This is a genomic window from Streptomyces maremycinicus (assembly GCF_001184025.1).
Classification (GTDB): domain Bacteria; phylum Actinomycetota; class Actinomycetes; order Streptomycetales; family Streptomycetaceae; genus Streptomyces; species Streptomyces maremycinicus.
Map to the genome: position 1 here is coordinate 116448 of NZ_BBYG01000020.1, position 25354 is coordinate 141801.

General features: G+C 71.7%; 23 protein-coding genes. 10 read left to right on the forward strand and 13 right to left on the reverse strand.

Annotated elements, in window-relative coordinates:
• The first annotated feature begins 10 nt into the window (after positions 1-10).
• Positions 11-988 carry an aldose epimerase family protein gene (locus AOQ37_RS31025; protein ID WP_062649220.1) on the forward strand — a complete coding sequence of 326 codons (978 nt, stop codon included), beginning with the start codon at positions 11-13 and terminating at the stop codon, positions 986-988.
• Between the two features lie 102 nt (positions 989-1090).
• Here AOQ37_RS31025 and AOQ37_RS31030 read toward each other — a convergent pair whose 3' ends face one another.
• A complete protein-coding gene (locus tag AOQ37_RS31030; protein ID WP_062649222.1) occupies positions 1091-3517 on the reverse strand; it encodes a beta-glucosidase family protein in 2427 nt (808 codons plus the stop codon).
• 118 nt (positions 3518-3635) lie between these two features.
• Positions 3636-4046 (reverse strand): RidA family protein, encoded by a 411-nt coding sequence (locus tag AOQ37_RS31035; RefSeq protein ID WP_062649224.1) that lies wholly within the window; start codon positions 4044-4046, stop codon positions 3636-3638.
• 57 nt (positions 4047-4103) lie between these two features.
• Between AOQ37_RS31035 and AOQ37_RS31040 the strand changes: the two genes are divergently transcribed.
• Positions 4104-5045 (forward strand): LysR family transcriptional regulator, encoded by a 942-nt coding sequence (locus AOQ37_RS31040; protein WP_062649226.1) that lies wholly within the window; start codon positions 4104-4106, stop codon positions 5043-5045.
• Between the two features lie 76 nt (positions 5046-5121).
• The gene (locus AOQ37_RS31045; protein ID WP_234437058.1) at positions 5122-6408 is read left to right on the forward strand and encodes a pyroglutamyl-peptidase I; all 1287 of its coding nucleotides are present in this window, start codon (positions 5122-5124) and stop codon (positions 6406-6408) included.
• Between the two features lie 18 nt (positions 6409-6426).
• Here the strand turns inward: AOQ37_RS31045 and AOQ37_RS31050 are convergent, their stop codons facing one another.
• Together AOQ37_RS31050 and AOQ37_RS31055 are read right to left on the reverse strand one after the other, a co-directional pair.
• A complete protein-coding gene (locus AOQ37_RS31050; RefSeq protein ID WP_062649228.1) occupies positions 6427-7041 on the reverse strand; it encodes a LysE family translocator in 615 nt (204 codons plus the stop codon).
• The gene (locus AOQ37_RS31055) at positions 7038-7835 is read right to left on the reverse strand and encodes an EI24 domain-containing protein (protein WP_062649230.1); all 798 of its coding nucleotides are present in this window, start codon (positions 7833-7835) and stop codon (positions 7038-7040) included. Before AOQ37_RS31055 ends, AOQ37_RS31050 begins: the two co-directional genes overlap by 4 nt.
• A gap of 261 nt (positions 7836-8096) precedes the next feature.
• Between AOQ37_RS31055 and AOQ37_RS31060 the strand changes: the two genes are divergently transcribed.
• A complete protein-coding gene (locus tag AOQ37_RS31060; RefSeq protein WP_062649232.1) occupies positions 8097-9272 on the forward strand; it encodes a serine hydrolase domain-containing protein in 1176 nt (391 codons plus the stop codon).
• 116 nt (positions 9273-9388) lie between these two features.
• Here the strand turns inward: AOQ37_RS31060 and AOQ37_RS31065 are convergent, their stop codons facing one another.
• Entirely contained in the window at positions 9389-10408 is a 1020-nt protein-coding gene (locus AOQ37_RS31065) for an NADP-dependent oxidoreductase (protein ID WP_062649234.1), read from the reverse strand.
• 108 nt (positions 10409-10516) lie between these two features.
• Here AOQ37_RS31065 and AOQ37_RS31070 point away from each other — a divergent pair, with 108 nt between their 5' ends.
• Positions 10517-10969: a MarR family winged helix-turn-helix transcriptional regulator gene (locus tag AOQ37_RS31070; RefSeq protein WP_062649236.1), complete on the forward strand. Its 453-nt coding sequence runs from the start codon at positions 10517-10519 to the stop codon at positions 10967-10969.
• Between the two features lie 223 nt (positions 10970-11192).
• Here AOQ37_RS31070 and AOQ37_RS31075 read toward each other — a convergent pair whose 3' ends face one another.
• Together AOQ37_RS31075 and AOQ37_RS31080 are read right to left on the reverse strand one after the other, a co-directional pair.
• Positions 11193-11993 carry a GntR family transcriptional regulator gene (locus tag AOQ37_RS31075; RefSeq protein ID WP_062649238.1) on the reverse strand — a complete coding sequence of 267 codons (801 nt, stop codon included), beginning with the start codon at positions 11991-11993 and terminating at the stop codon, positions 11193-11195.
• Complete coding sequence (locus AOQ37_RS31080; protein ID WP_062649240.1) at positions 11990-12532, reverse strand: GntR family transcriptional regulator; 543 nt, start codon at positions 12530-12532, stop codon at positions 11990-11992. Before AOQ37_RS31080 ends, AOQ37_RS31075 begins: the two co-directional genes overlap by 4 nt.
• A 181-nt stretch (positions 12533-12713) precedes the next feature.
• Here AOQ37_RS31080 and AOQ37_RS31085 point away from each other — a divergent pair, with 181 nt between their 5' ends.
• Complete coding sequence (locus tag AOQ37_RS31085; protein WP_062649242.1) at positions 12714-13115, forward strand: ATP-binding protein; 402 nt, start codon at positions 12714-12716, stop codon at positions 13113-13115.
• Positions 13116-13173: 58 nt separating this feature from the next.
• Here AOQ37_RS31085 and yjfF read toward each other — a convergent pair whose 3' ends face one another.
• The 6 genes from yjfF to AOQ37_RS42290 form a co-directional block, all read right to left on the reverse strand.
• Positions 13174-14196 (reverse strand): galactofuranose ABC transporter, permease protein YjfF, encoded by a 1023-nt coding sequence (yjfF, locus tag AOQ37_RS31090; RefSeq protein ID WP_062649244.1) that lies wholly within the window; start codon positions 14194-14196, stop codon positions 13174-13176.
• Complete coding sequence (locus AOQ37_RS31095; protein ID WP_062649246.1) at positions 14196-15317, reverse strand: ABC transporter permease; 1122 nt, start codon at positions 15315-15317, stop codon at positions 14196-14198. The genes yjfF and AOQ37_RS31095 overlap by 1 nt, the downstream gene beginning before the upstream one ends.
• Positions 15314-16858, reverse strand: a complete 1545-nt coding sequence (locus AOQ37_RS31100) for a sugar ABC transporter ATP-binding protein (RefSeq protein WP_062649248.1) — start codon at positions 16856-16858, stop codon at positions 15314-15316. Before AOQ37_RS31100 ends, AOQ37_RS31095 begins: the two co-directional genes overlap by 4 nt.
• 95 nt (positions 16859-16953) lie before the next feature.
• Complete coding sequence (locus AOQ37_RS31105) at positions 16954-17961, reverse strand: ABC transporter substrate-binding protein (protein WP_062649251.1); 1008 nt, start codon at positions 17959-17961, stop codon at positions 16954-16956.
• A gap of 134 nt (positions 17962-18095) precedes the next feature.
• Positions 18096-19142, reverse strand: a complete 1047-nt coding sequence (locus AOQ37_RS31110) for a LacI family DNA-binding transcriptional regulator (protein ID WP_062649252.1) — start codon at positions 19140-19142, stop codon at positions 18096-18098.
• A 503-nt stretch (positions 19143-19645) separates the two neighbouring features.
• On the reverse strand, positions 19646-20575 hold the full coding sequence (locus tag AOQ37_RS42290; RefSeq protein WP_199825106.1) for an SCO2400 family protein: 930 nt from the start codon (positions 20573-20575) through the stop codon (positions 19646-19648).
• Positions 20576-20831: 256 nt separating this feature from the next.
• Between AOQ37_RS42290 and AOQ37_RS31125 the strand changes: the two genes are divergently transcribed.
• The 4 genes from AOQ37_RS31125 (at position 20832) to chvE (ending at position 25343) form a co-directional block, all read left to right on the forward strand.
• Positions 20832-21992: a mandelate racemase/muconate lactonizing enzyme family protein gene (locus AOQ37_RS31125; RefSeq protein WP_062649258.1), complete on the forward strand. Its 1161-nt coding sequence runs from the start codon at positions 20832-20834 to the stop codon at positions 21990-21992.
• Complete coding sequence (locus AOQ37_RS31130) at positions 21989-22993, forward strand: zinc-dependent alcohol dehydrogenase (RefSeq protein ID WP_062649260.1); 1005 nt, start codon at positions 21989-21991, stop codon at positions 22991-22993. Before AOQ37_RS31125 ends, AOQ37_RS31130 begins: the two co-directional genes overlap by 4 nt.
• A gap of 120 nt (positions 22994-23113) precedes the next feature.
• Positions 23114-24085, forward strand: coding sequence for a hypothetical protein (locus AOQ37_RS31135; RefSeq protein ID WP_062649262.1), 972 nt, complete (start codon positions 23114-23116; stop codon positions 24083-24085).
• A 148-nt stretch (positions 24086-24233) separates the two neighbouring features.
• Positions 24234-25343, forward strand: a complete 1110-nt coding sequence (chvE, locus tag AOQ37_RS31140) for a multiple monosaccharide ABC transporter substrate-binding protein (RefSeq protein ID WP_062649527.1) — start codon at positions 24234-24236, stop codon at positions 25341-25343.
• Positions 25344-25354: the final 11 nt, after the last annotated feature.

Here is a 25354-nt window from a genome sequence, read left to right on the forward strand (position 1 = left end):
GGTTTCGCTCATGAGCGAACACTTCGGAACACTTTCCGACGGCACTGAGGTGCACCGCTGGACTCTGGAGCGGGCGGGCACGCGGGTACGCGTCCTTTCGTACGGCGGGATCGTGCAGTCCGTGGAGGTCCCCGACCGGGACGGGCGCGCGGCGAACGTGGTGCTGGGGTTCGCGGACCTGGAGGGCTATCTCGCGCACCCGGAGCCCTTCCTCGGCGCGTTGATCGGCCGGTACGCCAACCGGATCGCGCACGCCCGCTTCCCGCTGGACGGCGTGACGTACGCGCTGGAGCCGAACAACGCGCCGAACTCCCTGCACGGCGGCCCGCGCGGCTTCGACAAGCGGGTGTGGGACGTCGTACCGGTCGAGCACGGGCTGCGGCTCAGCAGGGTCGCGCCGCACGGCGAGGAGGGCTTCCCGGGGCGTCTGGAGGTCACGGCGACCTACACGCTCGACGCGTCGGGGGCGCTGCGGTTCGCGTACGAGGCGGTCACGGACGCGCCGACGGTGGTGAACCTGACCAACCACAGCTACTTCAACCTGGGCGGTCCGGGGAGCGGCGGCGCGGGCGGCCACGAACTGCGGCTGGCGGCCTCCCGGTACACGCCGGTGGACGCGGACCTGATCCCGACGGGCGAGCTCGCCGAGGTCGCGGACGGCCGCTTCGATTTCCGTGCGGCCCGTAAGGTCGGCGCCGGCTACGACCACAACTTCGTGCTCGACAAGGGCGTCACGGACACCCCGGTCGAGGTGGCCGAGCTGCACGATCCGGCGTCCGGGCGGGTGCTGACGGTGGCGACCACCGAGCCGGGGCTCCAGCTGTACACCGCCGACCACCTGGGCGAGCCCTTCGAGCCGGGCGACGGCGTCGCGCTGGAGACCCAGCACTTCCCCGACTCGCCGAACCGGCCGGATTTCCCGAGCACCGAGCTGCGGCCGGGGGCCCGGTACCGGTCGGAGACGGTGTACGGCTTCGCGGTCCGGTAGGCGCCGTACGGGGCCGGCGGCGCGTGTGCCGGAGGAGGATGTTGCCCCGGTCCAGGGGTCAGGTCCCGGACCGGGGCTGTCGGTGGGGCGACGGGCGCCGGTTCACACGTTAATCGTCGCGGTGATCCTGCGGTCGGCGATCGAGCGGCCCACCTGGATTTCGTACGAACCTTTCACAAAGGACCACCGGTGGTCCGCCTCGTCCCACACCTCGAAGGCACGGTCCGGGATGTCGACGGTGACCTCGGCGCTCTCCCCCGGGCCCGCCTCGGCCCCGGCGAAGCCGGCCAGCCATCGGGCCGGACGCTCGGGGGCCGGGCCCGTCGCGGTGGGCGCCAGGTAGACCTGCACGACCTCGCGACCCGGCCGGGCGCCGCTGTTGCGGATCCGCACGGTGACCGTGGAGCCGGTGACGTCGACCGACTCGTACGTCCAGTCGGTGTAGCCGAGGCCGTGACCGAAGGGGTGGACGGGGGTGCGGCGGGCCCTCTCCCAGGCGCGGTAGCCGATGAAGACGCCCTCGGTGTAGTCGAGCGCGCCGTCGGTGGGGGTGACCTGGGTGACGGGGGCGTCGCCGAGGGAGCCCCAGGTGGTGGGGAGCCGGCCGCCGGGTTCGTGGGCGCCGGTCAGGACGTCCGCCAGGGCCGCTCCGCCCTCCTGGCCGGGGAACCAGGTGAGCAGGACCGCCGCGACGTCCTCGTGCCACGGCATGTCCACCGGGGAGCCCGCGTTGACCACCACGACGGTGTTCGGGTTGGCGGCGGCGACGGCACGGACCAGGTCGTCCTGCCGGCCGGGCAGACGGAGGTCCGTGCGGTCGAAGCCCTCGGACTCGACGCGTTCGGTGGTGGCGACCACGACGACGGCCGTGTCGGCGGCCCGCGCCGCCTCGACCGCCTCGGCGATCAGCTCGTCGGGGTCGCGCGTCGGCTCCTGGTGCGCCAGACAGAAGGCGACCGCCTTGAAGGGGACGCCCTCGGGGAGCGCGAAGACGTGGGTGAGGGAGACCTCGACCGGTACGCCGGCGGTCAGCCGGGCCTCGGCGCGGGGCACCGGGGAGCCGAGGAGCGCCTCGAAGAGGTCGCCGGCGGGCGGCTGGACGTCGTCGTAGTACGTCGTCCCGGCGACGGTGAGGACGAAGGCGCCGGTGCCCTTGATGCCGAAGGTGTGCGGACCGCTCTCGCGCGGGGTGAAGGTGCCGGTCAGCTCGATGGTGTGGAGGCGCTCGAGGGTGACGCCGTCGGGGAGGTCCGTGCCCGTCCACCGGATCTGGCCGTTGGGCTCGGAGCGGGTGCCGAGGACGGCTCCGGTCACGTCGCGGCAGACCGCCCGCAGCGCGAAGCCCCTGTCGGCGACGGCGAGTTCGGTGGCGGGGTCGGCGCCGACGGCATAGCGCAGGGCTCCCTCGGGGAGGGCGGCGGTGAGGCCGTCCAGCGGGGAGACCGTGCGGGCCGGGAAGACCGTGGCGGAGCCGCCGCCGAGGATGCGGGCGTCGCGGGCGGCGGCGCCGACGAGGGCGACGGTGCCGGGCCTGAGCGGCAGCGCTCCGGCCCGGTTGCGGACCAGGACGAAGGAGCGGCGGGCGACTTCGCGGGCCAGCGCCTCGCCGTCGACGGGGGCGGGCGGCCGGGTCACGGCGGGTTCGGTGTCGGCGAGGGCGCCGACGCGGGCGGCCAGCCGCAGGACGCGGCGCACGGCCTCGTCGACCTCGGACTCGTCGACCCGGCCGTCGCGCACCGCCCGGGCGAGGGCCTCGCCGTAGACGGTCCGCGGTCCGGGCATGGCGACGTCGAGTCCGCCCCGCAGCGCGCCCACGGTGTCGCGGGCCGCCGTCCAGTCGGAGACGTTGAAGCCGTCGAAGCCCCAGGCGCCGCGCAGGACCTCGTTGACCAGGTGGTGGTGTTCGGTCATCGTCGTGCCGTTGACCGAGTTGTAGGCGGTCATGACGCCCCAGGGCCGGGCCTTCTCGACGATGGCCTCGAAGGGGGCCAGGTACAGCTCGTGCAGGGCGCGTTCGCCGACCCGGTTGTCCACGGTGAAGCGGTCGGTCTCGGCGTCGTTGGCGACGAAGTGCTTGACGGTGGTGGCGACACCGCCGGACTGCACGCCGTTGACGTAGCCCGCGCCGATGACCCCCGTCAGGCAGGGGTCCTCGCTGTACGCCTCGAAGTGGCGGCCGCCGAGCGGGGAGCGGTGCAGGTTGACCGTGGGGGCGAGCAGGACGTGGACGCCCTTGCGGCGGGCCTCCTGGGCCAGCAGGACGCCCACCCGGTGGGCGAGCCCGGGGTCCCAGGTGGCCGCGAGGGCGGTCGGGGAGGGCAGCGCGACGGACGGGTCGTCGGCGGTCCAGCGCACCCCCCGGACGCCCACGGGCCCGTCGGACATGACGAGGGACCGCAGTCCGATCTCCGGCAGCGCGGGGAGCGACCACAGGTCCTGGCCGGCCAGCAGCCGGGTCTTGGCGTCCAGGCCGAGCTTGCCGAGAGCCGTCTCGACCGCCGTCTCGACCGCCGTCTCCAGTTCCGCCATCGCGGTGCCTCCTCGGTGCGGTTCACGGACGCTTCCATCCTGCCCACGGCGGCCCGCTCGCCCACCAGGAACAGCACGCCCGTGACCGCCGTCGAGGAACGAACCCGACCCGGTCGGCCTAGGCCGGGTCCGCGGGCACGGAAGCGGGCGCGGGCACCGCCGCCACCACCTCCACCTCGATCTGCGCCTCGGGGCGGAACAGCCGGGGCACCTCGAAGGTCATGCTGGTCGGCGGGGTGCCGGTGAGGAACTCCCGGCGTACTGCGCCGTATTCGGCGAGCCGGGTGATGTCGGTGAGGTAGGTGCGGATGTTGACGACGTCCGCCAGGCCCGCCCCGTGCGCCCGCAGCAGGGCGTCGATCGTCTCGAAGACACCCCGGCTCTGCTCGGCGAGCGTGGCGCCCTCGGCGATCTGCCCGGAGAGGAACAACAGGGCGCTGCCGTCCGCCTGCCGGACGCGGGCGACCTGGGAGTAGTACGGGCTCAGCGGCTGCGGAGCGCCGGCCGGGTTGTCGAGGGTGATCTCCATGTCCCGACGCTAGAACGGGACTTGCGATGCGACCAGCGAATGTCCAGCATGGCTGCCATGCCGGATCCGCATCGCTCGGCCCTGCCCGAAGTCTCCACCGTCTGGCTGCGGGCGTTTCTGGAGGTCGTCCGCCACGGCTCGTTCACCGTCGCCGCGCGGACCCTGGGGTGGACCCAGTCCGCCGTGTCCCGGCAGATCTCCTCGCTGGAGGCGGCCCTGGGCGGCGGCCCGCTCTTCGACCGGCTGCCCCGCGGGGTGCGGCCGACGGCGGCCGGACGGGCGCTGGTGCCGTACGCGGAGTCCGTCGCCGAGGCCCTGCACGGTGCGCGGCGCGAGCTGGCGGCGCTGCGGGAGGGCACGGACGGGCTGCTGCGGTTCGGGGCGTTCGCGACGGCGGACGCGGCGCTCGTGCCGCGCGCGCTGGCCGTGTTCCGGGAGCGCTGCCCGGGGGTGCGCGTCACGCGGGAGGAGGGGCTCACCCCTGCGCTGCTGGAGCGGCTCGCCGCCGGACACCTCGACCTGGCGGTGGTGTCCACGACGGGCCGCGCGGCGCTGGAACCGTACGCGCTGCGCCACCTGCTGGACGAGTCCCTGTACGTCGCCGTCCGGGCCGGGCATCCCCTCGCGGGCCGCGGTGGACCGGTGCGGCTGGGCGAACTCGCCGACGCCGACTGGGTGTCCGGCTCCGCCCGGCCCGAGGGCACCCTCCTCGACGCGGCGCTGCGGGAGGGCTTCCGGCCGCGGGTGGCGCATGTCGTCGCCGAGTGGACCGCCAAGCAGGGCTATGTCGCCGCGGGGCTCGGCGTCGCCCTGGTCCCGGCGCTCGCCGCCTCCTCCGTACGGCCGGACGTCGCGCTGCTGCCGGTGCTCGACGAGGACGCCCCGGCGCGGGCGGTGTACGCGGCGACGGAACGGGGGCGCTCGCTCACCCCGGCGGCCGAGGTGTTCGTCGCCGCGCTGCGGGAGGCGGCGACGGCGATCCCCGGCACCATGGCGTAGACCACTCCCGCCACGGGATACTTCCGCCGTCCCGCCCCACGCTCTCCCCCACAGCGACGGAAGGACCTCAACCCCCGTGCATCCGATCCGTTCCGCCTCTTCAACGCGTTCCCTCCGCGCCCGCGTCCGCGTCGGCGTTCTCGGTCTGGCCCTGTCGGCCGGGCTCGCCCTCCCCACCACCACTGCCACCGCCACCGCCGCCGCCACCGATGCGGCGCCCACCCTCACGGTCGAGGAACAGCGCCTGGCGCAGGCCGTTCCCCAGGAGATCCTGGCCCGCTCCGGGTTCGACGCGGTGGCTCCGCGCTTCGCCCGGCTGCTGGCGGCCTCGCACTCCTACGCCCAGGCCCGTCGGGTCGTCGCCCGCGAGGGCACGGCCCTGTGGCGGCGGGCGGTGGACCGGGTCCAGGGCCGCGGGCCCGCCGGCGGGGACCTCAGCCGGGACGACGACCGCCCGCTGTACTGGGCGCGGCTCGGCCTGACGAGCGAAGTGCGCACCTGGCAACCCGGTTTCGCGCTCACCGACGACCGGCGGAGCGCCCTGCTGGACGTGTTGGAGCGCACCTCGCGCGGGCAGGGCGACCTGCGCCTTCCGCGCCGCGCCGAGGGGCTCAAGCGCGTGCTGGTCACGGGCTTCGACCCGTTCACCCTGGACCGGGACATCCGGATATCCAACCCCTCGGGTGCCACCGCGCTCGCCCTCGACGGCACGGTGATCCGGACCGCCGACGGCCCGGCGCGGGTGGAGACCGCCGTGTTCCCGGTGCGCTGGCGGGACTTCGCGGACCTGACGGTGGAACGCGCCCTGCGGCCGTATCTGCCGGACGTCGATCTGTTCACCACCGTCAGCCAGGGCAGGGTCGGCCGCTTCGACGTGGAGCGCACCAACGGGGCCTGGCGCGGCGGCTTCCCCGACAACGAGAACATCGGCCGGACGGAGACCGTCCCGGTCGCCGACCCCGCCTCGCAGCCGCAGTGGACGGCCACGACCCTGCCGTACGCCGCGATCGTGGCGGCGGACACGGGCCGGTTCCCCGTCTACGACAACACGAGCGTCACCGAGATCCCGGCGGGTGGCGGCGAGCCCGTCGTACGGCCGGACGGGCCGACGCCGGGGTCGACCGCACGGGCCGGCGGCGGCGGGAACTACCTCTCCAACGAGATCGCCTACCGGGCCACCCTGCTGCGTGACCGGCTGGGGCTGCACGACAGTCTGCCGGGCGGCCACGTGCACACCCCGGTCCTCCAGTTCGCCGCGGGCAACACCCAGGACGTCACCGATGCGGAGTTCGTCCGCAACCGGCTGGACATCGTCGCCCAGGTGCGGGCGATCCTGGCCGTGGCCGTTTCGGCCGGGCGGTAGGCGGGCGCGGCGCGGCCGTCAGTGCGAGGGCGCCAGCGCCAGGCTGACGCCCAGGCCCGCCAGCACCGAGCCGATGACCTTGTTGAGGACCTTCTGGCCGCGCAGCATCAGCGTGCGCATGCGGTCGTGGGAGAAGAAGACGGCGACCACGCCGAACCACAGCAGATGCGCCACGGACATGAACAGGCCGTAGCCGGCCTGCTGCCCGACCGGTGTGCCGGGGCTGACGACCTGGGAGAACGTGGAGACGACGAAGAGGGTCGTCTTCGGGTTGAGGACGTTGGTCAGGAACCCGGCGCGCAGGGCGGCGAGCGGGGTCAGTTCGGTCTTGCCGGTGAGGTCGACCTCGACCTCGCCCCGGGTGCGGAAGGTGCGGACGCCGATGTAGACCAGGTACGCCGCGCCGATCAGCTTGATGACCGTGAAGAGGAACGTGGACGACGCGATGAGCAGGCCCACGCCGAGCATCGTGTACGTGACGTGGACGAGGACGCCCGCGGCGACCCCGGCCGCCGCGAGCAGTCCGGTACGGCGGCCGTAGAGGTAGCTGTTGCGGACGATCATCGCGAAGTCGGCGCCGGGGGCGATCACGGCCAGCACGGTGATGAGGGCGACGGCGAGCAGCTCGGTCATGACGTGGCGTTCTCCTCTTTCGGGGTGCCGGCCCCGTCGCCCTCGGCGATCTCCTCGCCGAGCAGCTCCCGGGCCAGCAGGGTGGCGCCCGCGACCGCGCCCGGCATCAGGAACACCGCGACGACCGGCACCAGGAAGGCCAGCCCCAGCGGGGTGCCGAAGCCCCAGATCAGGGTCTTGCGGGAGCGGAGCAGGGCGAGCCGGGCCCGCAGGTCGACGCCCCGGCGCTGGAGGGCGACGGAGGCGAGTTCCTGGGTGAGGAAGAACCCGGTGACGAAGAAGCCGATCACCGGGACCACCGTCTGTCCGACGACGGGGACGAATCCGAGGGCGAACAGCAGCACGGCCCACAGCAGCGCGCGACAGAGGATACGGAGGCTGTCGCGGGCGGAGATCCACAGTTCGCGCCAGAGCGGCAGCGCGGACTCGGGGGCCGTGCCGTCGGGCGAGACGTCCCGGTCGACCCGCTCGGAGAGGCTCTCGTAGAACGGCTGCCCGATGAGCAGGGTGACGGCGGTGAAGGTCAGGACGGCGAGCAGCAGGCCGAGGGCGAACAGCACGACGACCAGGAAGCCGCGGAACAGTCCGCGCCAGGGGCTCGTCCAGCCGTCGGCGAACGGGGTCGACCACCCGACGAAGTCCTCGCCCCACACCGCGAGCGCCACCAGGGCCGCCGCGTAGAGGACCAGTGTGATCAGGCCGGGAACGAGCCCGAACCCGTACTGCTTGCCGTGCCGGGCCACCCACCGCTGGCCCTTCAGGAGGTACGTGAACCCCACCCCTAGATCGCGCATGGCCGAACTCTATCGGTCGTGCACATTTCACGGCCGGGAGCCGTGGGCCGCCCCGCACGCCATGCGGGGCGCGCCCGCAGGGGGCCGCCGTAGGCCATCCGGGGCATCGGTGACACCAACACCGTGTCGTCGCAGTTGAGTCGAACGGGTACACCTCGCCGTACCGATCTCCGGAAGCAATGCGCAGAGGGAGTTCCCGCAGGTCGCACAAGCGGTGATCACCATGGCTCACGTGAGCAGTGGGCCGGTTGAGGAGAGCGGATGACTCGATTGACTGGGACGACGAGGGAGATCCACGGCACGGTCGCCGACGGATTCGAAGCGGTGCGGGAGGCGTTCGCCGCGTTCGTCGCGGAGGAACGGCCCGATTACGAGGGCCAGTTGTGCGCCCATGTGCACGGTCGGCGGGTGGTCGACCTGTGGGTGCCCGGCGACGGCGCCGGTCCCGACTCGCTCTACGGCGTCCATTCGTCGACCAAGGGCGCCGCCCACCTGGTGGTCGCCCTCCTCGTCCAGGAGGGCACGCTGGAGCTGGACCGTAAAGTCACCTACTACTGGCCCGAGTTCGCGGCCGAGGGCAAGGGCGCGCTGACCCTGCGCGAGCTGCTCGCGCACCGGGCCGGGGTGATCGGCACGGACGGCGGGTTCTCGCCGCAGGAGCTGGCCGACGACCGCCAGCTCGCCGAACGCCTCGCGGACCAGCGGCCGTTCTGGCGCCCGGGCACCGCGTTCGGCTACCACGGGCTGGTCATCGGGGCGCTCACCGGCGAGGTGGTACGGCGGGCCACCGGCCGTACGCTCCAGGAGGTGTACGAGGAGCGGGTGCGCGTCCCGTACGGGCTGGACTTCTTCCTTGGGCTGCCCGCGGCGCACGAGCCGCGGTTCCGCACCACGCGGCCGATGGCACCGACCGCGGAGCAGCGGGCGCTGCTGGACTCCGTGCCGGGCGGACCGCACACACTCGCCGCCGTCGCCTTCAACCGGCACGCCGCCCGGCCGACCGATCTGGAACTGCTACCGAACGATCCGCTGATCCGGGCCAAGGGACCGGCATCGGTGGGCGGGGTGGCCTCGGCGCGCGGTCTGGCCGGGCTGTACGCGGCGGCGATCAGCGAGGTCGGCGGGAAGGCGCCGCTGCTGAAGGAGGACACGGCGGCGGAGTTCGGGCAGCTGCACTCGGTGGGCTACGACGTGGTGGCGCGCTCGCACAGGTCGTACGGGCTGGGCTTCCAGGCGACCGCCGACACCTGGCACCCGTTCCTCGGCGCCGGCGCGTTCGGGCACAGCGGGGCGGGAGGCTGCCAGGCCTTCGCGGATCCGCGCAGCGGGCTGGCCTACGGCTACACCCGGCGCCGGTGCGCCTTCCCCGGCGGAGCCGCGCCGGAGAACGACCGGCTGGCGGCGGCGGTGCACGGGGCGGCCCTGGCGGCCGGCTAGCTCCGGCGCGGGAGCCGACGCGCGCGAAGGCCGCACCCCACGTCCGGGGATGCGGCCTTCGCCGTACCCGACTACCGGTGGACGACCGGTGTCGGGGCGGTGTCACGGACCGGGGATCAGAGCTTGACGATCATCTTTCCGGTGTTGTCGCCGCGCAGCACCCCGAGGAACGCCTCCAGGTTGTTCTCGATGCCCTCGACGACCGTCTCGCGGTACTTGAGCTCGCCGGAGCGGACCCAGCCGCCGACCTCGCGCACGAACTCCGGCTGGAGGTCGTAGTGGTCGCCGACCAGGAAGCCCTCGATACGGCCGCGGGTCGCGATGAGGCGGGCGAGGTTCTTCGGGCCGGGGGCCGGCTCGGTGTTGTTGTAGACGGAGATCATGCCGCAGACCACGATGCGGCCCTTCTCGTTGAGGGAGCCGATGGCCGCCTCGAGGTGGTCGCCGCCGACGTTGTCGAAGTAGACGTCGACGCCGTCGGGGGCGGCCTCGCGCAGCTGCGCGGCGACGGGGCCCTTCTTGTAGTTGAAGGCGGCGTCGAAGCCGTACTCCTCGACGAGCAGCTTGACCTTGTCGTCGGAGCCGGCCGAGCCGATGACCCGGGAGGCGCCCTTCAGCCTGGCGATCTGGCCGACCTGGCTGCCGACGGCACCGGCCGCGCCGGACACGAAGACGGAGTCGCCCTCCTTGAACGAGCCGGTGCGCAGCAGGCCCGCGTAGGCGGTGAGACCGGTCATCCCGAGGACGCCGAGGTAGGTGGAGAGCGGCGCGGCCGCGGGGTCGACCTTGACGGCCTGCCGGGCGTCGAACGTGGCGTACTCGCGCCAGCCGCCGAAGTGCAGGACGTGATCGCCGACGGAGACGCCCTCGGCGGCGGAGGCGACGACCTCACCGACCGCCCCGCCCTGCATGGCCTTGCCCAGTTCGAAGGGGGCGACGTACGACTTGGCCGCGCTCATCCGGCCGCGCATGTAGGGGTCGACGGAGACGTACGCGTTGCGGACCAGGACCTCGCCCGGGCCGGGCTGCCGGATCTCCGCCTCGGCCAGCTCGAAGTCCTCGGGCTTCGGCCAGCCGACGGGACGGCTGAGCAGACGCCACTCGCGGCTGGTGGTGGGGAGGGCCGACTCGGTCATGGGGGCTGCCTTTCCTGTGCGAGATACTCACCGACAAATGCTTCACTACCTGAAACAACCATGCTCCTGAATATTTCAGGATGTCAAGTAACGGGGTACCCTGGAACCATGCCCACCCCACATCCGGCCCCGCTCCCCGATGCCCTGACCATGGAGGTCGTCGGCCTGATCGGCGAGGTCGTGGCCCGGTACTACGAGGACTACGAGGAAGCCGCCGCAGGTCACGCCCTCACCGGCGCGCAGGCCCGGCTGCTGAGCCTGCTCTCGCTGGAGCCGCTGCCGATGCGGAAACTGGCGCAGAAGCTGAAGTGCGAGCCGTCCAACGTGACCGGCATCGTCGACCGGCTGGAGTCCCGCGGCCTGGTCGAACGGCGCCCCGATCCGGCCGACCGCCGGGTGAAGCTGGCGGCGGCCACGGCCGAGGGACGGCGGATCGCCAAGGGACTGCGCGAGTCGCTGCGCTTCGCGCGCGAGCCACTGGCGGGACTGGCGGAAGAGGAGCGGGTGGCACTGCGGGGGCTCCTGCGCCGCATGCTGTCCACAGAAGCCGACGGGACCTGAACCCACCGCCCCAGGGCCTGTTCGGCGGCTCAGTCCTCCCTGGCGGAGTCTCCGCCCGCGGGGCGGGCCGTGCGGGCCGGTTCCGCCGCCGCGAGGGCCCGGCGCGGGATGCCCCGGGTCGCCGGTGGTCCTGCGGGCCGCGAAGCGGGCGCTGCGGCGGGGGCAGCCCACCAGGCACAGGCACAGCCGTCGAGTACGGGCGCCGGAATTCCCGTCAGGGCGGTCACGCCCCCTCTTCTTCCGCCCCCTCGCCCGTGAATTCGTACTGCAATTCGTAGAGATGACCGGCTTTCACCATCACGGTGACCTCGACGGGACGGCCGTCGTCGCTGTGGACCACGCGCAGGGTGCGCAGGACCGGCATCCCGCCGGTGAGGCGGAGGGCCTGGTACTGGGCCTGGGTGGGGACCCGGGCGGAGACCCGGTCCGTACTGCGGCGCGGCGGATGCCCGAGTTCGGTCAGCAGGGCCGGGGTGCCGCCCCGGATCCTGCGACGCTCGGCCAGCGGCGTGCCCCGTGCGATGTCCAGCGGGTAGTAGGACTCGACGAGTTCGGCGGGCTCGTCGTCGACGAGGAGTATCTGGCCGCGGAGCAGCGCGACGCCGTCCGCCGGGAGGTCGAGGGCGGCGCGCACATCGGCGGGCGGGCGGCTCTCGGCCACGTCGAGAAGCTGTATCCGGGCGTGCGTACCGTGCCGGGCCGCCTCGGCGAGCCAGCGGTAGGGCGCCCCGGGGCTGCCCGGCCGCATCAGCGCGGCGGGCCGGACTGTGCGCTGGCGGTGCTCGCGGACGGTGACGGAGGCGCCCGCCCTGCCGACCACCAGGCGTTCCTCCTTGAGGAGCTGAAGGGCCTTCTGGACCGTGGCGCTCGACGCCTCGAAGCGTTCCTTGAGCTGCGCGGTGGTGGGCAGGCTGGCGCCGGGGGCGAGCTCTCCGCTCATGATGTCGTCGCGCAGATCGGCCGCGATGCGCTCGTGCAGGGAGCGGCGGTCGACGGCTTCCGGGTCTGCCTTGGGCACGGTCATCCGATCCTGATCTGGTAGCGCAGCCTCTGCCGTAGGGCAGGCATCACCATACGGTCGACCTGGATCGGCCGGTCGGCGTGGTCCAGCGTGAGCCGCAGGAGCCGCAGGACCGGTTCTCCGGGAGCGGTCCGCAGGATCCGGCGCTCCTCCTCGTGCGGCATGCCGGCCGTCACGTCCTCCCGTACCAGGACACCGACGTGACCGAGCTCGGCGAGCAGGGTGAGGGCCCCGCCGGGAATCTTGGCCGTCCCGGCGAGACGGGTGCCCGCCGCTATGGCCGCCGGGTAGTACGAGTCGGTCAGCTCGCTGGGCTCCTCGTCGAGGAGGATCAGCCGCCGGCGTACGACGACCGGCTCGCCCTCGTGAACGCCGAGCAGCGCCGCCACGTCGGCGGGGGCGGGCACCTCACCGGCGTGCAGGATGCGCTGGGTGCCGCGCCGGCCCTCGGCCGCGGCCTCGGCGGCCCAGGCGTCGCCCTGCCCGGTGCCCCGTGGCGTCAGATACGGCAACGATGTGCTGACCCATCCGCTCGCACCCACGACTCCTCCTGTACGGCCGACCGTTCTTTCGACCCTGCCGCCCTACACGGTAGGCGACTTGGCTCATCCGCCAACCGCCACCCTCAGCCACCCTCAGCCACCCTTCACCACCTTGTTACCTTTCGCGAATAACAGTAAGGTTTCGCCGCAGGACGCCCCAGAACCACCGGAGGTGCCCCCCGTGCCCCTGTCACGGCAACGTCGTTTCCCCCGCTCGCGCGCTTCCGTGCGGGCCGCCCGGATCTTCGTCCACCAGGTGCTGAGCGACTGGGACCGCGTGGACCGGCTGGACGACATAGAACTGTGCGTCTCGGAACTCGCCACGAACGCCCTGCTGCACGGGGTACCGCCCGGCAGGCAGTACTGCGTGACCCTCACCCTCGACGGCCCCCTGGTCCGGCTCTCGGTACGCGACACCGGCGACCACCCGCTGCCCGCGGACCCGCCGACCTCGGACGCCTGCTCGGGCCGGGGCCTGTACCTGGCCCGGGAACTCTCGGACGACCTGGGCATCACCGAGCACCCCGTCGGCAAGACGGTGTGGGTGACCTTCAAGACGGAGAGCCGGCCCGCGACGCCGTGACGACGGCTCCCGGCCCCGCGGGGCCGGGAGCACCGCGGGCCGGGAGCGCCGCAGCGGCTCAGGTCTTCTTACGGGTCGTCATGAACCGCTGGACCAGGATGAACGCGCACAGCAGCACACCGGTGGCGATCTTCGTCCACCAGGAGCTGAGCGTGCCCTCGAACTGGATGATGCTCTTGATCAGACCCAGCACCAGCACACCGAACAGGGTGCCCAGCACGTATCCGGAGCCACCCGTCAGCAGCGTGCCGCCGATGACCACCGCGGCGATCGCGTCGAGTTCCATGCCGGTCGCGTGCAACGGGTCGCCGGACTGGATGTACAGGGTGAAGAGCAGTCCGGCCAGGGCCGAGCAGAACCCGCTCACCGTGTACACGGCGATCTTCGTGCCGCCCTGCGGAAGACCCATCAGCATGGCCGACTGCTCGTTGCCGCCGATGGCGTACACCCGGCGCCCGAAGCGGGTGTAGTGCAGGACGTAGAACGCCACGGCGAGGACGACCAGCGACACGATCGCGCCGATCGACAGGAATCCCATGCCCAGCGACACCTGCGCCTGGGCCATGCTGCTCACCGAGGCGTCGCCGATGGAGATCGACTCCTTGCTGATGACCAGGCACAGGCCGCGGAAGAGGAAGAGGCCGGCGAGGGTCACGATGAAGGGCTGGATCTCGAAGTTGTGGATCACATAGCCCATCAGGAAGCCGCCGAAGGCGCCCACGGCCAGCGCCATCGGGATCACCACCACGATCGGCAGTCCCTGGCGCTCCACCAGCCAGGCCGTGAACATCGTGGTGAAGCCGATCATCGAACCGACGGACAGGTCGATGCCGCCGGACAGGATGACGAAGGTGACCCCGACGGCGGCGACCAGGAGATAGCCGTTGTCGATGAACAGGTTCAGGAAGACCTGCGGCTCGCCGAACCCGTAGTTCTGGTAGCGGCTCAGGCCGACGCCGTACATCACCAGGAAGAGCAGGGCGGTCACCGCGACGGGCAGCCGCCGGTCACCGAGCAGCCGCCCGGCCGTGGACGGGGTACGGCTGCCGGAGGCCGTGGGGCTCTGGGTGGTCGCGCTCATCACGACACCTCCATCTTGGGGGCGGCCTCGGACGCCGCGGCGGGGTCCGCCGGGGCCGCGGCCTGCTTGCCGCTTCCCCGCGCACCCGATCCGGCGCCGAACCGGGCACCGAACACCTTGGCGCGGAACTTCGGGGACTGGAGCAGACAGACGACGATGACGACGGCGGCCTTGAAGACCAGGTTGGTCTGGGTGGGCACGCCGATGGTGTAGATCGTGGTGGTCAGGGTCTGGATGACGAGGGCGCCGACCACCGTGCCGCCGACGGAGAACCGGCCGCCCAGGAGCGATGTGCCGCCGATCACCACGGCGAGGATCGCGTCGAGTTCGATCCACAGGCCGGCGTTGTTGCCGTCCGCGGCCGAGGTGTTGGAGCTGATCATCAGGCCGGCGATGCCCGCGCAGAGCGCGCAGAACGCGTACACCATGATCTTGATGCGCCGGGACCTGATGCCCACCAGCCGGCTCGCCTCGGCGTTGCCGCCGACCGCCTCGACCAGCAGGCCGAGGGCCGTACGGCGGGTCAGTGCCACGGTGACGGCCACGACCGCGGCCACCACGAAGATGGAGAACGGCAGGGTCAGCCAGTAGCCGCCGCCGATCAGCTTGTACGGCTCGCTGTTGACGGTGATGATCTGGCCGTCGGTGATCAGCTGGGCCACACCGCGTCCGGCGACCATGATGATCAGGGTCGCGATGATCGGCTGGATGCCCATCCTGGCGACCAGGAAGCCGTTCCACAGACCGCAGACGACCGCGGCCAGCAGGCCCAGGCCCATGGCGAGCAGCACCCCGGACAGGGCGCCCTGGTCGGACCGGTCGCTGATGTACGAGCAGGCCAGCGCCCCGGTGATGGCGACCACCGCGCCGACCGACAGGTCGATGCCGCCGGTGGCGATGACCAGGGTCATGCCGACCGCCACCAGGATGAGGGGCGATCCGAACAGCACGATCGAGACGAGGCTGCCGTAGAGGTGGCCGTCCGCCATCCTGACCGAGAAGAAGTCGGGGGTGAAGGGCACGTTGACGAGCAGCAGCAGGACCAGGACCGCCACCGGCCAGAACAGGTGGTGGTGGGTCAGCGCCCGCCACCGGGAAGAGGTGGTCGAAGGGGTGGTCACTGGTGTTCTCCGCTCGCGATGGTCTCCAGGATCCGGCTCGTGGTGATCTCGGGCCCGTTGGCGATCCGCGCCACCAGCCGGCGGTCGCGCAGCACTCCGATGGTGTGGCTGAGCCGGAGTACCTCCTCCAGCTCGGCCGCGATGTACAGCACCGACATACCGTCCTCGGAGAGCGAGACGACGAGCTTCTGGATCTCCGCCTTGGCCCCGATGTCGATGCCGCGCGTCGGCTCGTCCAGGATCAGCAGCTTCGGACTCGTGATCAGCCAGCGGGCCAGCAGCACCTTCTGCTGGTTGCCGCCGCTGAGCCGGCCCACCCTGGCCTCGGGGTCGGCGGGGCGGATGTCCAGCGCCTTGATGTACTTGGCGACGAGTTCGTCGCGCTGGGCGGCCGGGATCGGCCGGGTCCAGCCGCGGGAGGCCTGAAGGGCCAGGATGATGTTCTCCCGGACCGTCAGTTCGGGCACCAGGCCCTCGCTCTTGCGGTTCTCGGAGCAGAAGGCGACACCGGCGTCGATCGCGTCGTTCGGGGCGCTCATCGAGACCTGCTCGCCGCCGATGGTCACCTTCCCGGAGTCCGGCTGGTCGGCCCCGAAGAGCAGCCGGGCGAGTTCGGTGCGGCCCGATCCGAGCAGGCCGGCGAGCCCGATCACCTCGCCCTTCTTGATCTCCAGGTCGAACGGGGCGATGCCGCCGGTCCGGCCGAGGCCGTCCGCCTGGAGCAGGGTCTCGCCCGCGCCGGAGTGCAGCTGGTGTTCGTGGAGTTCGTCCAGCTGGCCCATGGCCTTGCCGAGCATGAGCTGGACGAGACCGACCTGGTCGAGGTCGCGCACCAGGTGCTCGCCGACGAGGGTGCCGTTGCGCAGTACGGTCATCCGGTCGCAGACCTCGTAGATCTGGTCGAGGAAGTGCGAGACGAACAGGATCGCGACGCCCTCGTCCCGCAGCCGCCGCATCAGCGCGAACAGCCGGAGAACCTCGTCCCGGTCGAGGCTGGAGGTCGGCTCGTCGAGGATCAGCACCTTGGTGCCCGGTCCCTCGCCGCCGCCCGCGCCCTCGCCGGTGCCCAACGACCTTACGATCGCGACCAGTTGCTGCACGGCCAGCGGGTACGAGGACAACGGGGCGCTGACGTCGATGTCGAGGCCGAGCCGGTCCACCAGCTCCGCCGCTCGTCGGCGCAGCCGCTTCCACTGGATGCGGCCCCCGCGGGTCGGTTCACGGCCGATGAAGATGTTCTCCGCCACCGACAGGTTGGGGCAGAGGTTGACCTCCTGGTACACGGTGCTGATACCGGCCTGCTGGGCCTCCAGCGGGCTGCCGATCCGCACCGCCGTGCCGTCCAGCGTGATCGTGCCGCCGTCCAGCGAGTAGACCCCCGTGAGCACCTTGATGAGGGTGGACTTGCCCGCGCCGTTCTCGCCCATCAGGGCGTGGATCTCACCGGGGAAGAGCCGGAAGTCGACGTCCGACAGAGCCCGTACCCCCGGAAACTCCTTGACTATGCCCGTCATTTCCAGGACGGGCCGTGGCTCTGCCATGGCAGCGCTCCTCATGAGATTCGTTCAGGCCCGCAGGGAGCCCCGGGGCCGACGGCTCGGCCGGCCGGCGGCTCCCTGCCGGTGGGTGCGGTCGGTCAGTACTTGCGGCTCGGGAGGGCGGCCGCGGCCTGGTCCTGCATGAAGTCGCCCTCCTCGGTCTTGATCCAGCGCTCGACCGTCTCGCCGTCCTTGACCTTCTTGACGACGTCCATCAGCTGCGGGCCGAGCAGCGGGTTGCACTCGACGATGGCGTTGATCTTGCCCTCGGACATGGCCACGAAGCCGTCCTTCACGCCGTCGATCGAGACGATCAGGATGTCCTTGCCGGGCTTCTTGCCGGCCGCCTCGATGGACTGGATGGCACCGATGGCCATGTCGTCGTTGTGCGCGAACAGGACGTTGATCTCCGGGTTGGACTGGAGGAAGGCGGCCATGACCTGCTTGCCCCCGGCGCGGGTGAAATCACCGGTCTGGCTGACGACGACCTTCCAGTCGCTCGCGTGGTCGGCGTCCATGACCTCCTTGAAGCCCTTGGCGCGCTCGATCGCGGGGGCGGCGCCGGTGGTGCCCTCCAACTGCGCGATCTTCACGGGGCCCTTGAGGCCGGCCTTCGCGATGACCTTCTCGAGGATCTTGGCGGCGCGGCGGCCCTCGTCGGTGAAGTCGGAGCCGACCAGGGTCACGTACAGGGACTCGTCGGAGGTCTCGACGGAGCGGTCGGTGAGGACCACCGGGATCTTCTTGGCCTTGGCCTCCTTCAGCACCGCGTCCCAGCCGGTGACGACCACCGGCGAGAAGGCGATGACGTCGACGCCCTGGGTGATGTAGCTGCGGATCGCGGAGATCTGGTTCTCCTGCTTCTGCTGGGCGTCGGAGAACTTGAGGGTGTAGCCCGCCTCCTTGGCCGCCGCCTTCACCGAGTCCGTGTTGGCGCTGCGCCAGCCGCTCTCCGAGCCGACCTGGGAGAAGCCGAGCGTGATCGCCTTGCCGCCGTCCCCGGAGGAGGAGCCGGACGCTCCGTCGTCCTCCTTGGCGCAGGCCGCCAGGCCACCCGCCGCCGCCACGCCGACCGCCGCGGTGAGGAAGTTCCTTCTGCTGAGCATGTTCTTCTCCTTTGAAGAGCCGGCCCGGGGGCGGACCTGCTGGTACTCGACGGACCGGCCGCACTGCGTCCAGCCTGTCGATCACTGTTCGGTATTTCGGTCACACTGCTGGTCAGAGGGTTCCGACGGGTTCGTCAGAGGGCTGCGCCCTCCGCTTGCGCGGCGCTCGGGAACGTACTGGCGCGGACGACGAGTTGGGGTTCGATCGCGATCCGGGGCGGGACGGCGGCGGGCCGGCCCTCGATCTGCTCCAGGAGCAGGGCGATGCCTCGCCGGCCCACCGTCGCGAATTCCTGCCGGACGGTGGTGAGCGGCGGAGCGAAGAACTCCGATTCCGGGATGTCGTCGAAGCCGACCACCGCGACGTCCTGCGGGGTCCGGACGCCCGCTTCCCGCAGGGCCCGCAACACCCCCAGCGCCATCTGGTCGTTGGCGACGAAGACGGCGGTCAGTCCCCGGCCCACCCAGCCGGCCAGTTCCTGGCCCGCTCGGTAGCCGGACAGCGGACTCCAGTCCCCCCGCAGCAGCATGGGCGGCTCGACGCCCGCCGCTTCGAGGGTCGCCCGCCAGCCGGCGGCCCGGTCTGCCGCCTCCTGCCAGTCCTCGGGTCCGGCGAGGTGCCAGACCGTGCGGTGGCCGGCGGCCAGCAGGTGCCCGGTCGCGAGCCGGGCCCCCAGGTGCTGGTCCACACCGACCCGGGGGATGTCCATGCCCGGCTCGCCGCCCACGACCACCACCGGGAAGGGACGGCGCAGTTCGGCCAGGGCGTCCACCGCCGACCGCTGCGGGGCGATGGCGACCACTCCCTCCACCCCGCCCTCACCGAGGTGGTCCAGCGCCTCGGACAGGGTCTCCATGGTCAGTTCGCGCAGGCTGACCGTCGAGACGAGATAGCCCTCGGCCCGCGCCGCCTCCTCCAGCGCGAACAGCGTGCTGGCCGGCCCGTACAGGGTGGTGTCCGAGGCGACCACACCCAGCGTCCGGGTGCGCCGGGTGGCCAGGGCCCGTGCGGAGAAGTTGCGGCGGTAGCCCATCTCCTCGATCGCCCGCAGCACCCTGGCCCGGGTCTCGTCCCGCACGTTGGGGTGCTCCCCCAGCACGCGGGACACCGTCTGGTGGGACACGCCGGCCAGGCGTGCCACGTCGGCCATGGTGGGCGGCCGGAGCCGGGTGTGTGTCACGGCCGCACCTCCTCGGCGCTCGTCCTCCGGCACGTCCGGGAAGACCGGTAAGTCCTGTGGCGTGGGCGGATCGTTCCGCGCCGCCGGCTTCACTCCGCGATCCCGGCGGGCCCGGTGGCCCCGGCGGGAAAGGCGGAGGGGGACGCTGCGGGCACGACCTTCGTACCTCCCCGTGCTGACGTCGTCGCCGACTGGTGAATGCGGACGTCATTGTGAGCGCTAACAATTCATGGCGGTCAAGGGTGTTGCACGGGATGGTCGTCACGGTTCCATAACGCGCCCCGGAGGTGTGGGACATCGGCCCTGGTCACAGGCCGGAAGGCGGGCCGAGGGCGCGCACCGGGAAATGGACCGGGGACGGGTCCGCCGACCGGAACAGGCCCAACCCGCTTCAGGGCACGACGATTTCGGCCGTACCGGGGCATCCGGGAGGCCGTCCTGGACGGCCCACATGACACCGGCTCAGCGGGACCGGACGTCCGGCCGCCCGCTCCGGCGCGGTGCTACGAGCACCACCACAGGAAGCGCGTGCACGTCTGCGAGGGCGACGGTTTCGGGGACTCGGCCGGCGCCGAGGGGTCGGCGGTCGCGGTGGAGCCGGAGCCGGGGTCGGTGTCGGGAGGCGTCGATCCGGAAGCCGACCCGGAGGAGCCGGGGAGGGGGGCCGACTGGGCCTCCTTCTCCGGGCTCGGGGAGGCCGACCCGTCCCGCGCGGACTCCGAGGCCGACGGGGAGACGGAGGGACTCGGGGAGGCCGAGGCCTTGCCGTCGCCCGTGTCGGTCCTGTCGTCCAGGGGCTGCGCGGTCGCGCTCGGTCCGGACGACGAACCGTCGACCTCGGACGCCTCGCCGCCGGCCGCCGCAGGGTTCCCCGGGGAGCTGAACCCCGGTGCGTCCACGCCGAGTTCGGCCAGGCTCAGACCGCCGGCGGCGAGCACGAAGCCGACGGTGATCAGCACGATGCGTTTGCGGCGTCTTCGGTGGGCCGACGCCTTGCGGTCGCGGCGGCTCGCGTCCGGTGCGGCGGCCGGACCCTGCGGGCCGCGCCTGCCACCCCGACCCTGCTCCCGGCGGCGCGCGGCCCGGCCCTGTGGCTCGTCGCCCCCGTCCTCCTGCCCTCCGCGGCCGTCCAGGTCCCCGCGATCGTCCAGGTCGCCGTGATCGTCCAGGTCGCCGCGATCGTCCAGGTCGCCGTGATCGTCCCGGTCGCCGGGGACCCCGTGGTCGTCCCGGTCGCCGGGAGCACCGTGGTCGTCCGGGGCGCCGTGACCCGCCGGGTCGCCCGGCGTCCGGTGCGCCGACGCGTCCGGGGCGTACGGCTCCGGCTCGGGCGGTCCGGGCGGATACGCGCGTAGCCGCTGGGCAGGTGCGCCGCACCCCGGGCAGGCGAGAGCGCCGTTGAGGTGCCGTCGGCACGGGTGGCAGTAGTCCATGACGCGGAGAGACTAAGTTCCCGGAAGGGCGCGTTCCCGGGTTCGCCTGTGAAAGTTGTGTGGGAAACCGGCCATACCGGAGCGACCGTCCGAGTGACCTGGACCACATCGCGGCAGCTCAAGTTTCGAAAGGGGTGGCGAAACTGCCGAAACCGTTACCTGTTCGACCCATTGACACTCGCCTCGCGCAATCCTTACTGTCTGCCCAGCATTTCGAACATGTGACGAAATCTCGAACAGCCGAAGGGTAACTTCCGTGCGCATCACCGGAATCAGCACGCACGTGGTCGGGACGCCGTGGCGCAACCTGACCTACGTCCTGGTGCACACCGACGAGGGCATCACGGGTGTCGGAGAGACCCGCATGCTGGGTCACACCGACGCGCTGCTCGGCTACCTGAAGGAGGCCGAGGCCAACCACATTCTCGGCTCGGACCCATTCGCTGTCGAGGACCTCGTGCGCCGGATGAAGTACGGCGACTACGGGCGGGCCGGCGAGATCGTGATGTCGGGCATCGCCGTCGTCGAGATGGCCTGCTGGGACATCAAGGGCAAGGCCCTCGGCGTGCCCGTCTGGCAGCTGCTCGGCGGCAAGGTCACCGACAAGGTGAAGGCCTACGCCAACGGCTGGTACACCACCGAGCGGACCCCGGAGGCGTACCACAAGGCGGCCCAGGGAGTCATGGAGCGCGGCTACAAGGCGCTCAAGATCGATCCCTTCGGCACCGGCCACTTCGAGCTGGACCACCAGCAGACCCTGTACGCGGTCTCCCTCATCGAGGCCGTGCGCGACGCCATCGGGCCGGACGCCGAGCTGATGCTGGAGATGCACGGCCGCTTCTCCCCCGCCACCGCGGTCCGGCTCGCGAACGAGCTCGCGCCCTTCAAGCCCGCGTGGCTGGAGGAGCCGTGCCCGCCCGAGAACCTGAAGGCCCTGGAGAAGGTCGCCGCGAAGGTCGACATCCCCGTCGCCACCGGTGAGCGCATCCACGACCGCGTCGAGTTCCGCGAGCTCTTCGAGAGCCAGGCCGTGGACATCATCCAGCCCGACGTCGGCCACATCGGCGGCATCTGGGAGACCAGGAAGCTGGCCGCCACCGCCGAGGCGCACTACGTCCTCGTCGCCCCGCACAACGTGGGCGGCCCGGTCCTCACCGCCGCCTCGCTCCAGGTCGGGTTCACCTCCCCGAACTTCAAGATCCTCGAGCACTTCAACGACTTCGCGGACGCGGAGATCAAGAAGGTCGTCAAGGGCGCGCCCGAGGTGATCGACGGCTACTTCCACCTCTCCGACAAGCCCGGCCTCGGTGTCGAGCTCGACGTGGACGCCGCCGCCGAGTTCCCGCAGCAGCAGGCCCGTTTCGACCTCTGGGCCGAGGGCTGGGAGCAGCGCAAGCCGAAGGGCAGCGCCAAGTGAGCACGGCCGTCGTCGTCGAGGCGCCGGGCGAGCACCGGCTCGTCCCGCACGAGCCGCGGCGGCCGGAACCCGGCGAGGCGCTCGTCCGTGTGCACGCCACCGGAATCTGCGGCAGCGACCGCGAGGTGTACCAGGGCAACCGGCCCGAGGGGTACGTCCGCTATCCGCTGACCCCCGGCCACGAGTGGTCCGGGACGGTCGAGGCGGTCGGCGCCGGGGTCCCCGCGTCGCTCGTCGGCCGCAAGGTCGTCGGTGAGGGCTTCCGCAACTGCCAGGTCTGCGACCGCTGCCACGCGGGCGAGACAACGTTGTGCACCGACGGCTACGAGGAGACCGGCTTCACCCAGCCGGGGGCCATGGCGGCCACCCTCACCCTGCCGGCCCGGCTGCTGCACGTCCTGCCGGACGACGCGGACCTGACCGCCGCCGCCCTGCTGGAGCCGGCCGCCTGTGTCGCGGCCGCCGCGATCAAGGCGCACGCCCTGCCGGGCGAGAAGGTGGCCGTCGTCGGCACCGGAACGCTGGGCATGTTCGCCGTGCAGTTCCTGAAGGCCGGCTCGCCCGCCGAGCTGCTGGTCGTCGGCACCCGGAACGACCGGGAGGGCCTCTCCCGGCAGTTCGGGGCGACCGACTTCCGGACCAGGGACCAGGAACTGCCGGACGACTTCGACGTCGTCATCGAGACCGCCGGGTCCGCGTCCGCCGCGCGGACCGCCGCCTCGCTGCTGCGGCGCGGCGGCCGGCTGGTCCTGACCGGGATCCCGGCACCGGGCGCCGACGGGCTCGACCCGACGGACCTGGTGGTACGGCAGCTGGAGGTGCACACCGTCTTCGGGGCACCGCCGGACGCCTGGTCGCACACCGTCCGGGTGTTCGGCGCCGGGCTGCTGGATCCGCTGCCGCTGGTCACGCACGAACTGCCGCTCGCCGAGTTCTCCGCGGCCATCGACCTGGTGGGATCAGGCGATCCGAAGGTGGGCAAGGTGCTGCTCAAGCCGTGAACTCCTGAACCGTACGCCGGTGCGGGGGCCACCTGACCGTCCCCGCCCCGGCGTACACCCGCACTCCGCACGACCTGAGCCGCGAACCTTGACCGAAATATCGAACACGAAGGACGGCATGTGACCACCGACGCTTCCGCCACGGCAGCCCGTCGACCCGGTGAGCAGGCGCTCACCGCGCTCGGCCTGGGCGCGCCCGCCCTCGACCCCGCCGACGCCTCCGCCCACACCTTTCCGGGCGGCGGCCGCTGGCGCACCGAGGTCCCTTCGTGCGAGGGTCCCGAAGCGCTGGCCGTCATCCTCAAGGAGGCCTCGCGCCTCGACGTGCCGATCCACCGGATCAGCCAGGGCAGCGGCGTGTGGATGCTGACCGACGCCGAGATCACCGAGATGGTCGACGCCACCGGTGAGCGCGACATCGAGCTGTGCCTGTTCACCGGGCCGCGCGGCACCTGGGACATCGGCGGCTCGACCCGTACCGACTCCCGCGGCGGCGGGCTGCGCGCCCGCGGCCACGACGCCGTCGCCGGGTGCGTCGAGGACGCCGTCCGGGCGACGGAACTGGGCGTCAAGTGCCTGCTCGTCGCCGACGAGGGCGTGCTGTGGACGCTGCACCGCGCCCGCACGGCCGGCATCATCCCGGCCGACACCACGCTGAAGGTGTCGGCGCTCATCGGTCCCGTCAACCCGGCGGCGTACGCGGTCTACGAGCAGCTCGGCGCCGACTCGGTCAACGTGCCCAGTGACCTCACCCTGGACCACCTGACCGAGATCCGCCGGGTGTCCGGCGCCCCCATGGACATGTACATCGAGGCCCCCGACGATCTCGGCGGGTACATCCGGATGTACGAGGTCGCCGAGCTGATCCGGCGCGGCGCACCGCTCTACCTGAAGTTCGGCCTGTCCAAGGCCCCGGGGATCTACCCGTACGGCCACCACATGCGGGACCTGACCCTTTCCACGGCCCGGGAGCGGGTGCGGCGTGGACGGCTCGCCCTCGACCTGCTCGCCCGCCACGGCGCGGACGGCGCCATGGCGCCGCTCGGCTCGCGCCTGCCGGGTGAGCTGAAGCGGTTTGACATCCAGTCATAACGTTCCGGAAACCCCGCTTCACAGAAGCCGACACAGGCGCGCAGAATCCCACACACCAAGTCTTCACTTCTCTTCTTCCCGGCGTCGCTCCGGGAACGGCCGTCGCACCGCGATACCGCCCCCTGCACACACATCAAGGATGATGATCATGCGCAACCGCAGAGCAGCCCTCGCCGCCATAGCCGGAGCCGCCTCCCTGGCCCTGACCCTGTCCGCCTGCGGCCAGAGCGGCGAAGGCGGCAGCAAGGACGACGGTTCGGACAGCGCCAAGGGCGGGACCATCGGTATCGCGATGCCGACGAAGTCCTCCGAGCGCTGGATCTCCGACGGCGCCAACGTCGTCAAGGACCTCGAGGCCAAGGGCTACAAGACCAAGCTGGTCTACGGTGAGGACGACCCCGACCAGCAGGTCTCGCAGATCGAGAACCTGATCACGCAGGGCGTCAAGGCGCTGATCGTCGCGGCCATCGACAACAAGTCGCTGAACAACGTCCTCCAGCAGGCCGCCGACGCCAAGATCCCGGTCATCTCCTACGACCGTCTGATCCTCGGCACGAAGAACGTCGACTACTACGCGTCCTTCGACAACACCAAGGTCGGCGAGCTCCAGGCCAACTACATCGTCGACAAGCTCGGCCTGAAGTCCGGCAAGGGCCCGTTCAACATCGAGCTGTTCGCCGGCTCCAACGACGACAACAACACGAAGTACTTCTTCAACGGCGCGATGAGCGTGCTCCAGCCGTACATCGACAGCAAGAAGCTCGTCGTGCAGTCCGGCCAGACCGGCCTCACCCAGGTCACCACCCTGCGCTGGGACGGCGCGACCGCGCAGAAGCGCATGGACGACATCCTCACCAAGTCGTACGGCAGCAAGAAGGTCGACGCGGTCCTCTCGCCCTACGACGGCATCTCCATCGGCATCCTGTCGGCGCTGAAGTCGGACGACTACGGCTCCGCGAGCAAGCCGCTGCCGGTCCTCACCGGCCAGGACGCCGAGCTGGCCTCGGTGAAGTCGATCATCGCCGGCGGTCAGACGCAGACCGTCTACAAGGACCTCCGTGAGCTGGCCAAGGTCGCCACGACCATGGTGGACGACGTCCTCAACGGCAAGAAGCCGGAGACGAACGACACCAAGACCTACGACAACGGCACCAAGGTCGTCCCGGCCTACCTGCTCCAGCCGGTGAGCGTGGACAAGACCAACTACGAGAAGGTCCTCGTCGAGGGCGGCTACTACACGGCCGACCAGCTCAAGTAAGCGTCGACCCT

Excerpts from the sequence above, each read along its gene's own strand:
- AOQ37_RS31025 (WP_062649220.1), top strand. The coding sequence starts at position 11 with ATGAGCGAACACTTCGGAACACTTTCCGACGGCACTGAGGTGCACCGC.
- AOQ37_RS31030 (WP_062649222.1), bottom strand. The coding sequence starts at position 3,517 with ATGGCGGAACTGGAGACGGCGGTCGAGACGGCGGTCGAGACGGCTCTC.
- AOQ37_RS31035 (WP_062649224.1), bottom strand. The coding sequence starts at position 4,046 with ATGGAGATCACCCTCGACAACCCGGCCGGCGCTCCGCAGCCGCTGAGC.
- AOQ37_RS31040 (WP_062649226.1), top strand. The coding sequence starts at position 4,104 with ATGCCGGATCCGCATCGCTCGGCCCTGCCCGAAGTCTCCACCGTCTGG.
- AOQ37_RS31050 (WP_062649228.1), bottom strand. The coding sequence starts at position 7,041 with ATGACCGAGCTGCTCGCCGTCGCCCTCATCACCGTGCTGGCCGTGATC.
- AOQ37_RS31055 (WP_062649230.1), bottom strand. The coding sequence starts at position 7,835 with ATGCGCGATCTAGGGGTGGGGTTCACGTACCTCCTGAAGGGCCAGCGG.
- AOQ37_RS31060 (WP_062649232.1), top strand. The coding sequence starts at position 8,097 with ATGACTCGATTGACTGGGACGACGAGGGAGATCCACGGCACGGTCGCC.
- AOQ37_RS31065 (WP_062649234.1), bottom strand. The coding sequence starts at position 10,408 with ATGACCGAGTCGGCCCTCCCCACCACCAGCCGCGAGTGGCGTCTGCTC.
- AOQ37_RS31070 (WP_062649236.1), top strand. The coding sequence starts at position 10,517 with ATGCCCACCCCACATCCGGCCCCGCTCCCCGATGCCCTGACCATGGAG.
- AOQ37_RS31075 (WP_062649238.1), bottom strand. The coding sequence starts at position 11,993 with ATGACCGTGCCCAAGGCAGACCCGGAAGCCGTCGACCGCCGCTCCCTG.
- yjfF (WP_062649244.1), bottom strand. The coding sequence starts at position 14,196 with ATGAGCGCGACCACCCAGAGCCCCACGGCCTCCGGCAGCCGTACCCCG.
- AOQ37_RS31100 (WP_062649248.1), bottom strand. The coding sequence starts at position 16,858 with ATGGCAGAGCCACGGCCCGTCCTGGAAATGACGGGCATAGTCAAGGAG.
- AOQ37_RS31105 (WP_062649251.1), bottom strand. The coding sequence starts at position 17,961 with ATGCTCAGCAGAAGGAACTTCCTCACCGCGGCGGTCGGCGTGGCGGCG.
- AOQ37_RS42290 (WP_199825106.1), bottom strand. The coding sequence starts at position 20,575 with ATGGACTACTGCCACCCGTGCCGACGGCACCTCAACGGCGCTCTCGCC.
- chvE (WP_062649527.1), top strand. The coding sequence starts at position 24,234 with ATGCGCAACCGCAGAGCAGCCCTCGCCGCCATAGCCGGAGCCGCCTCC.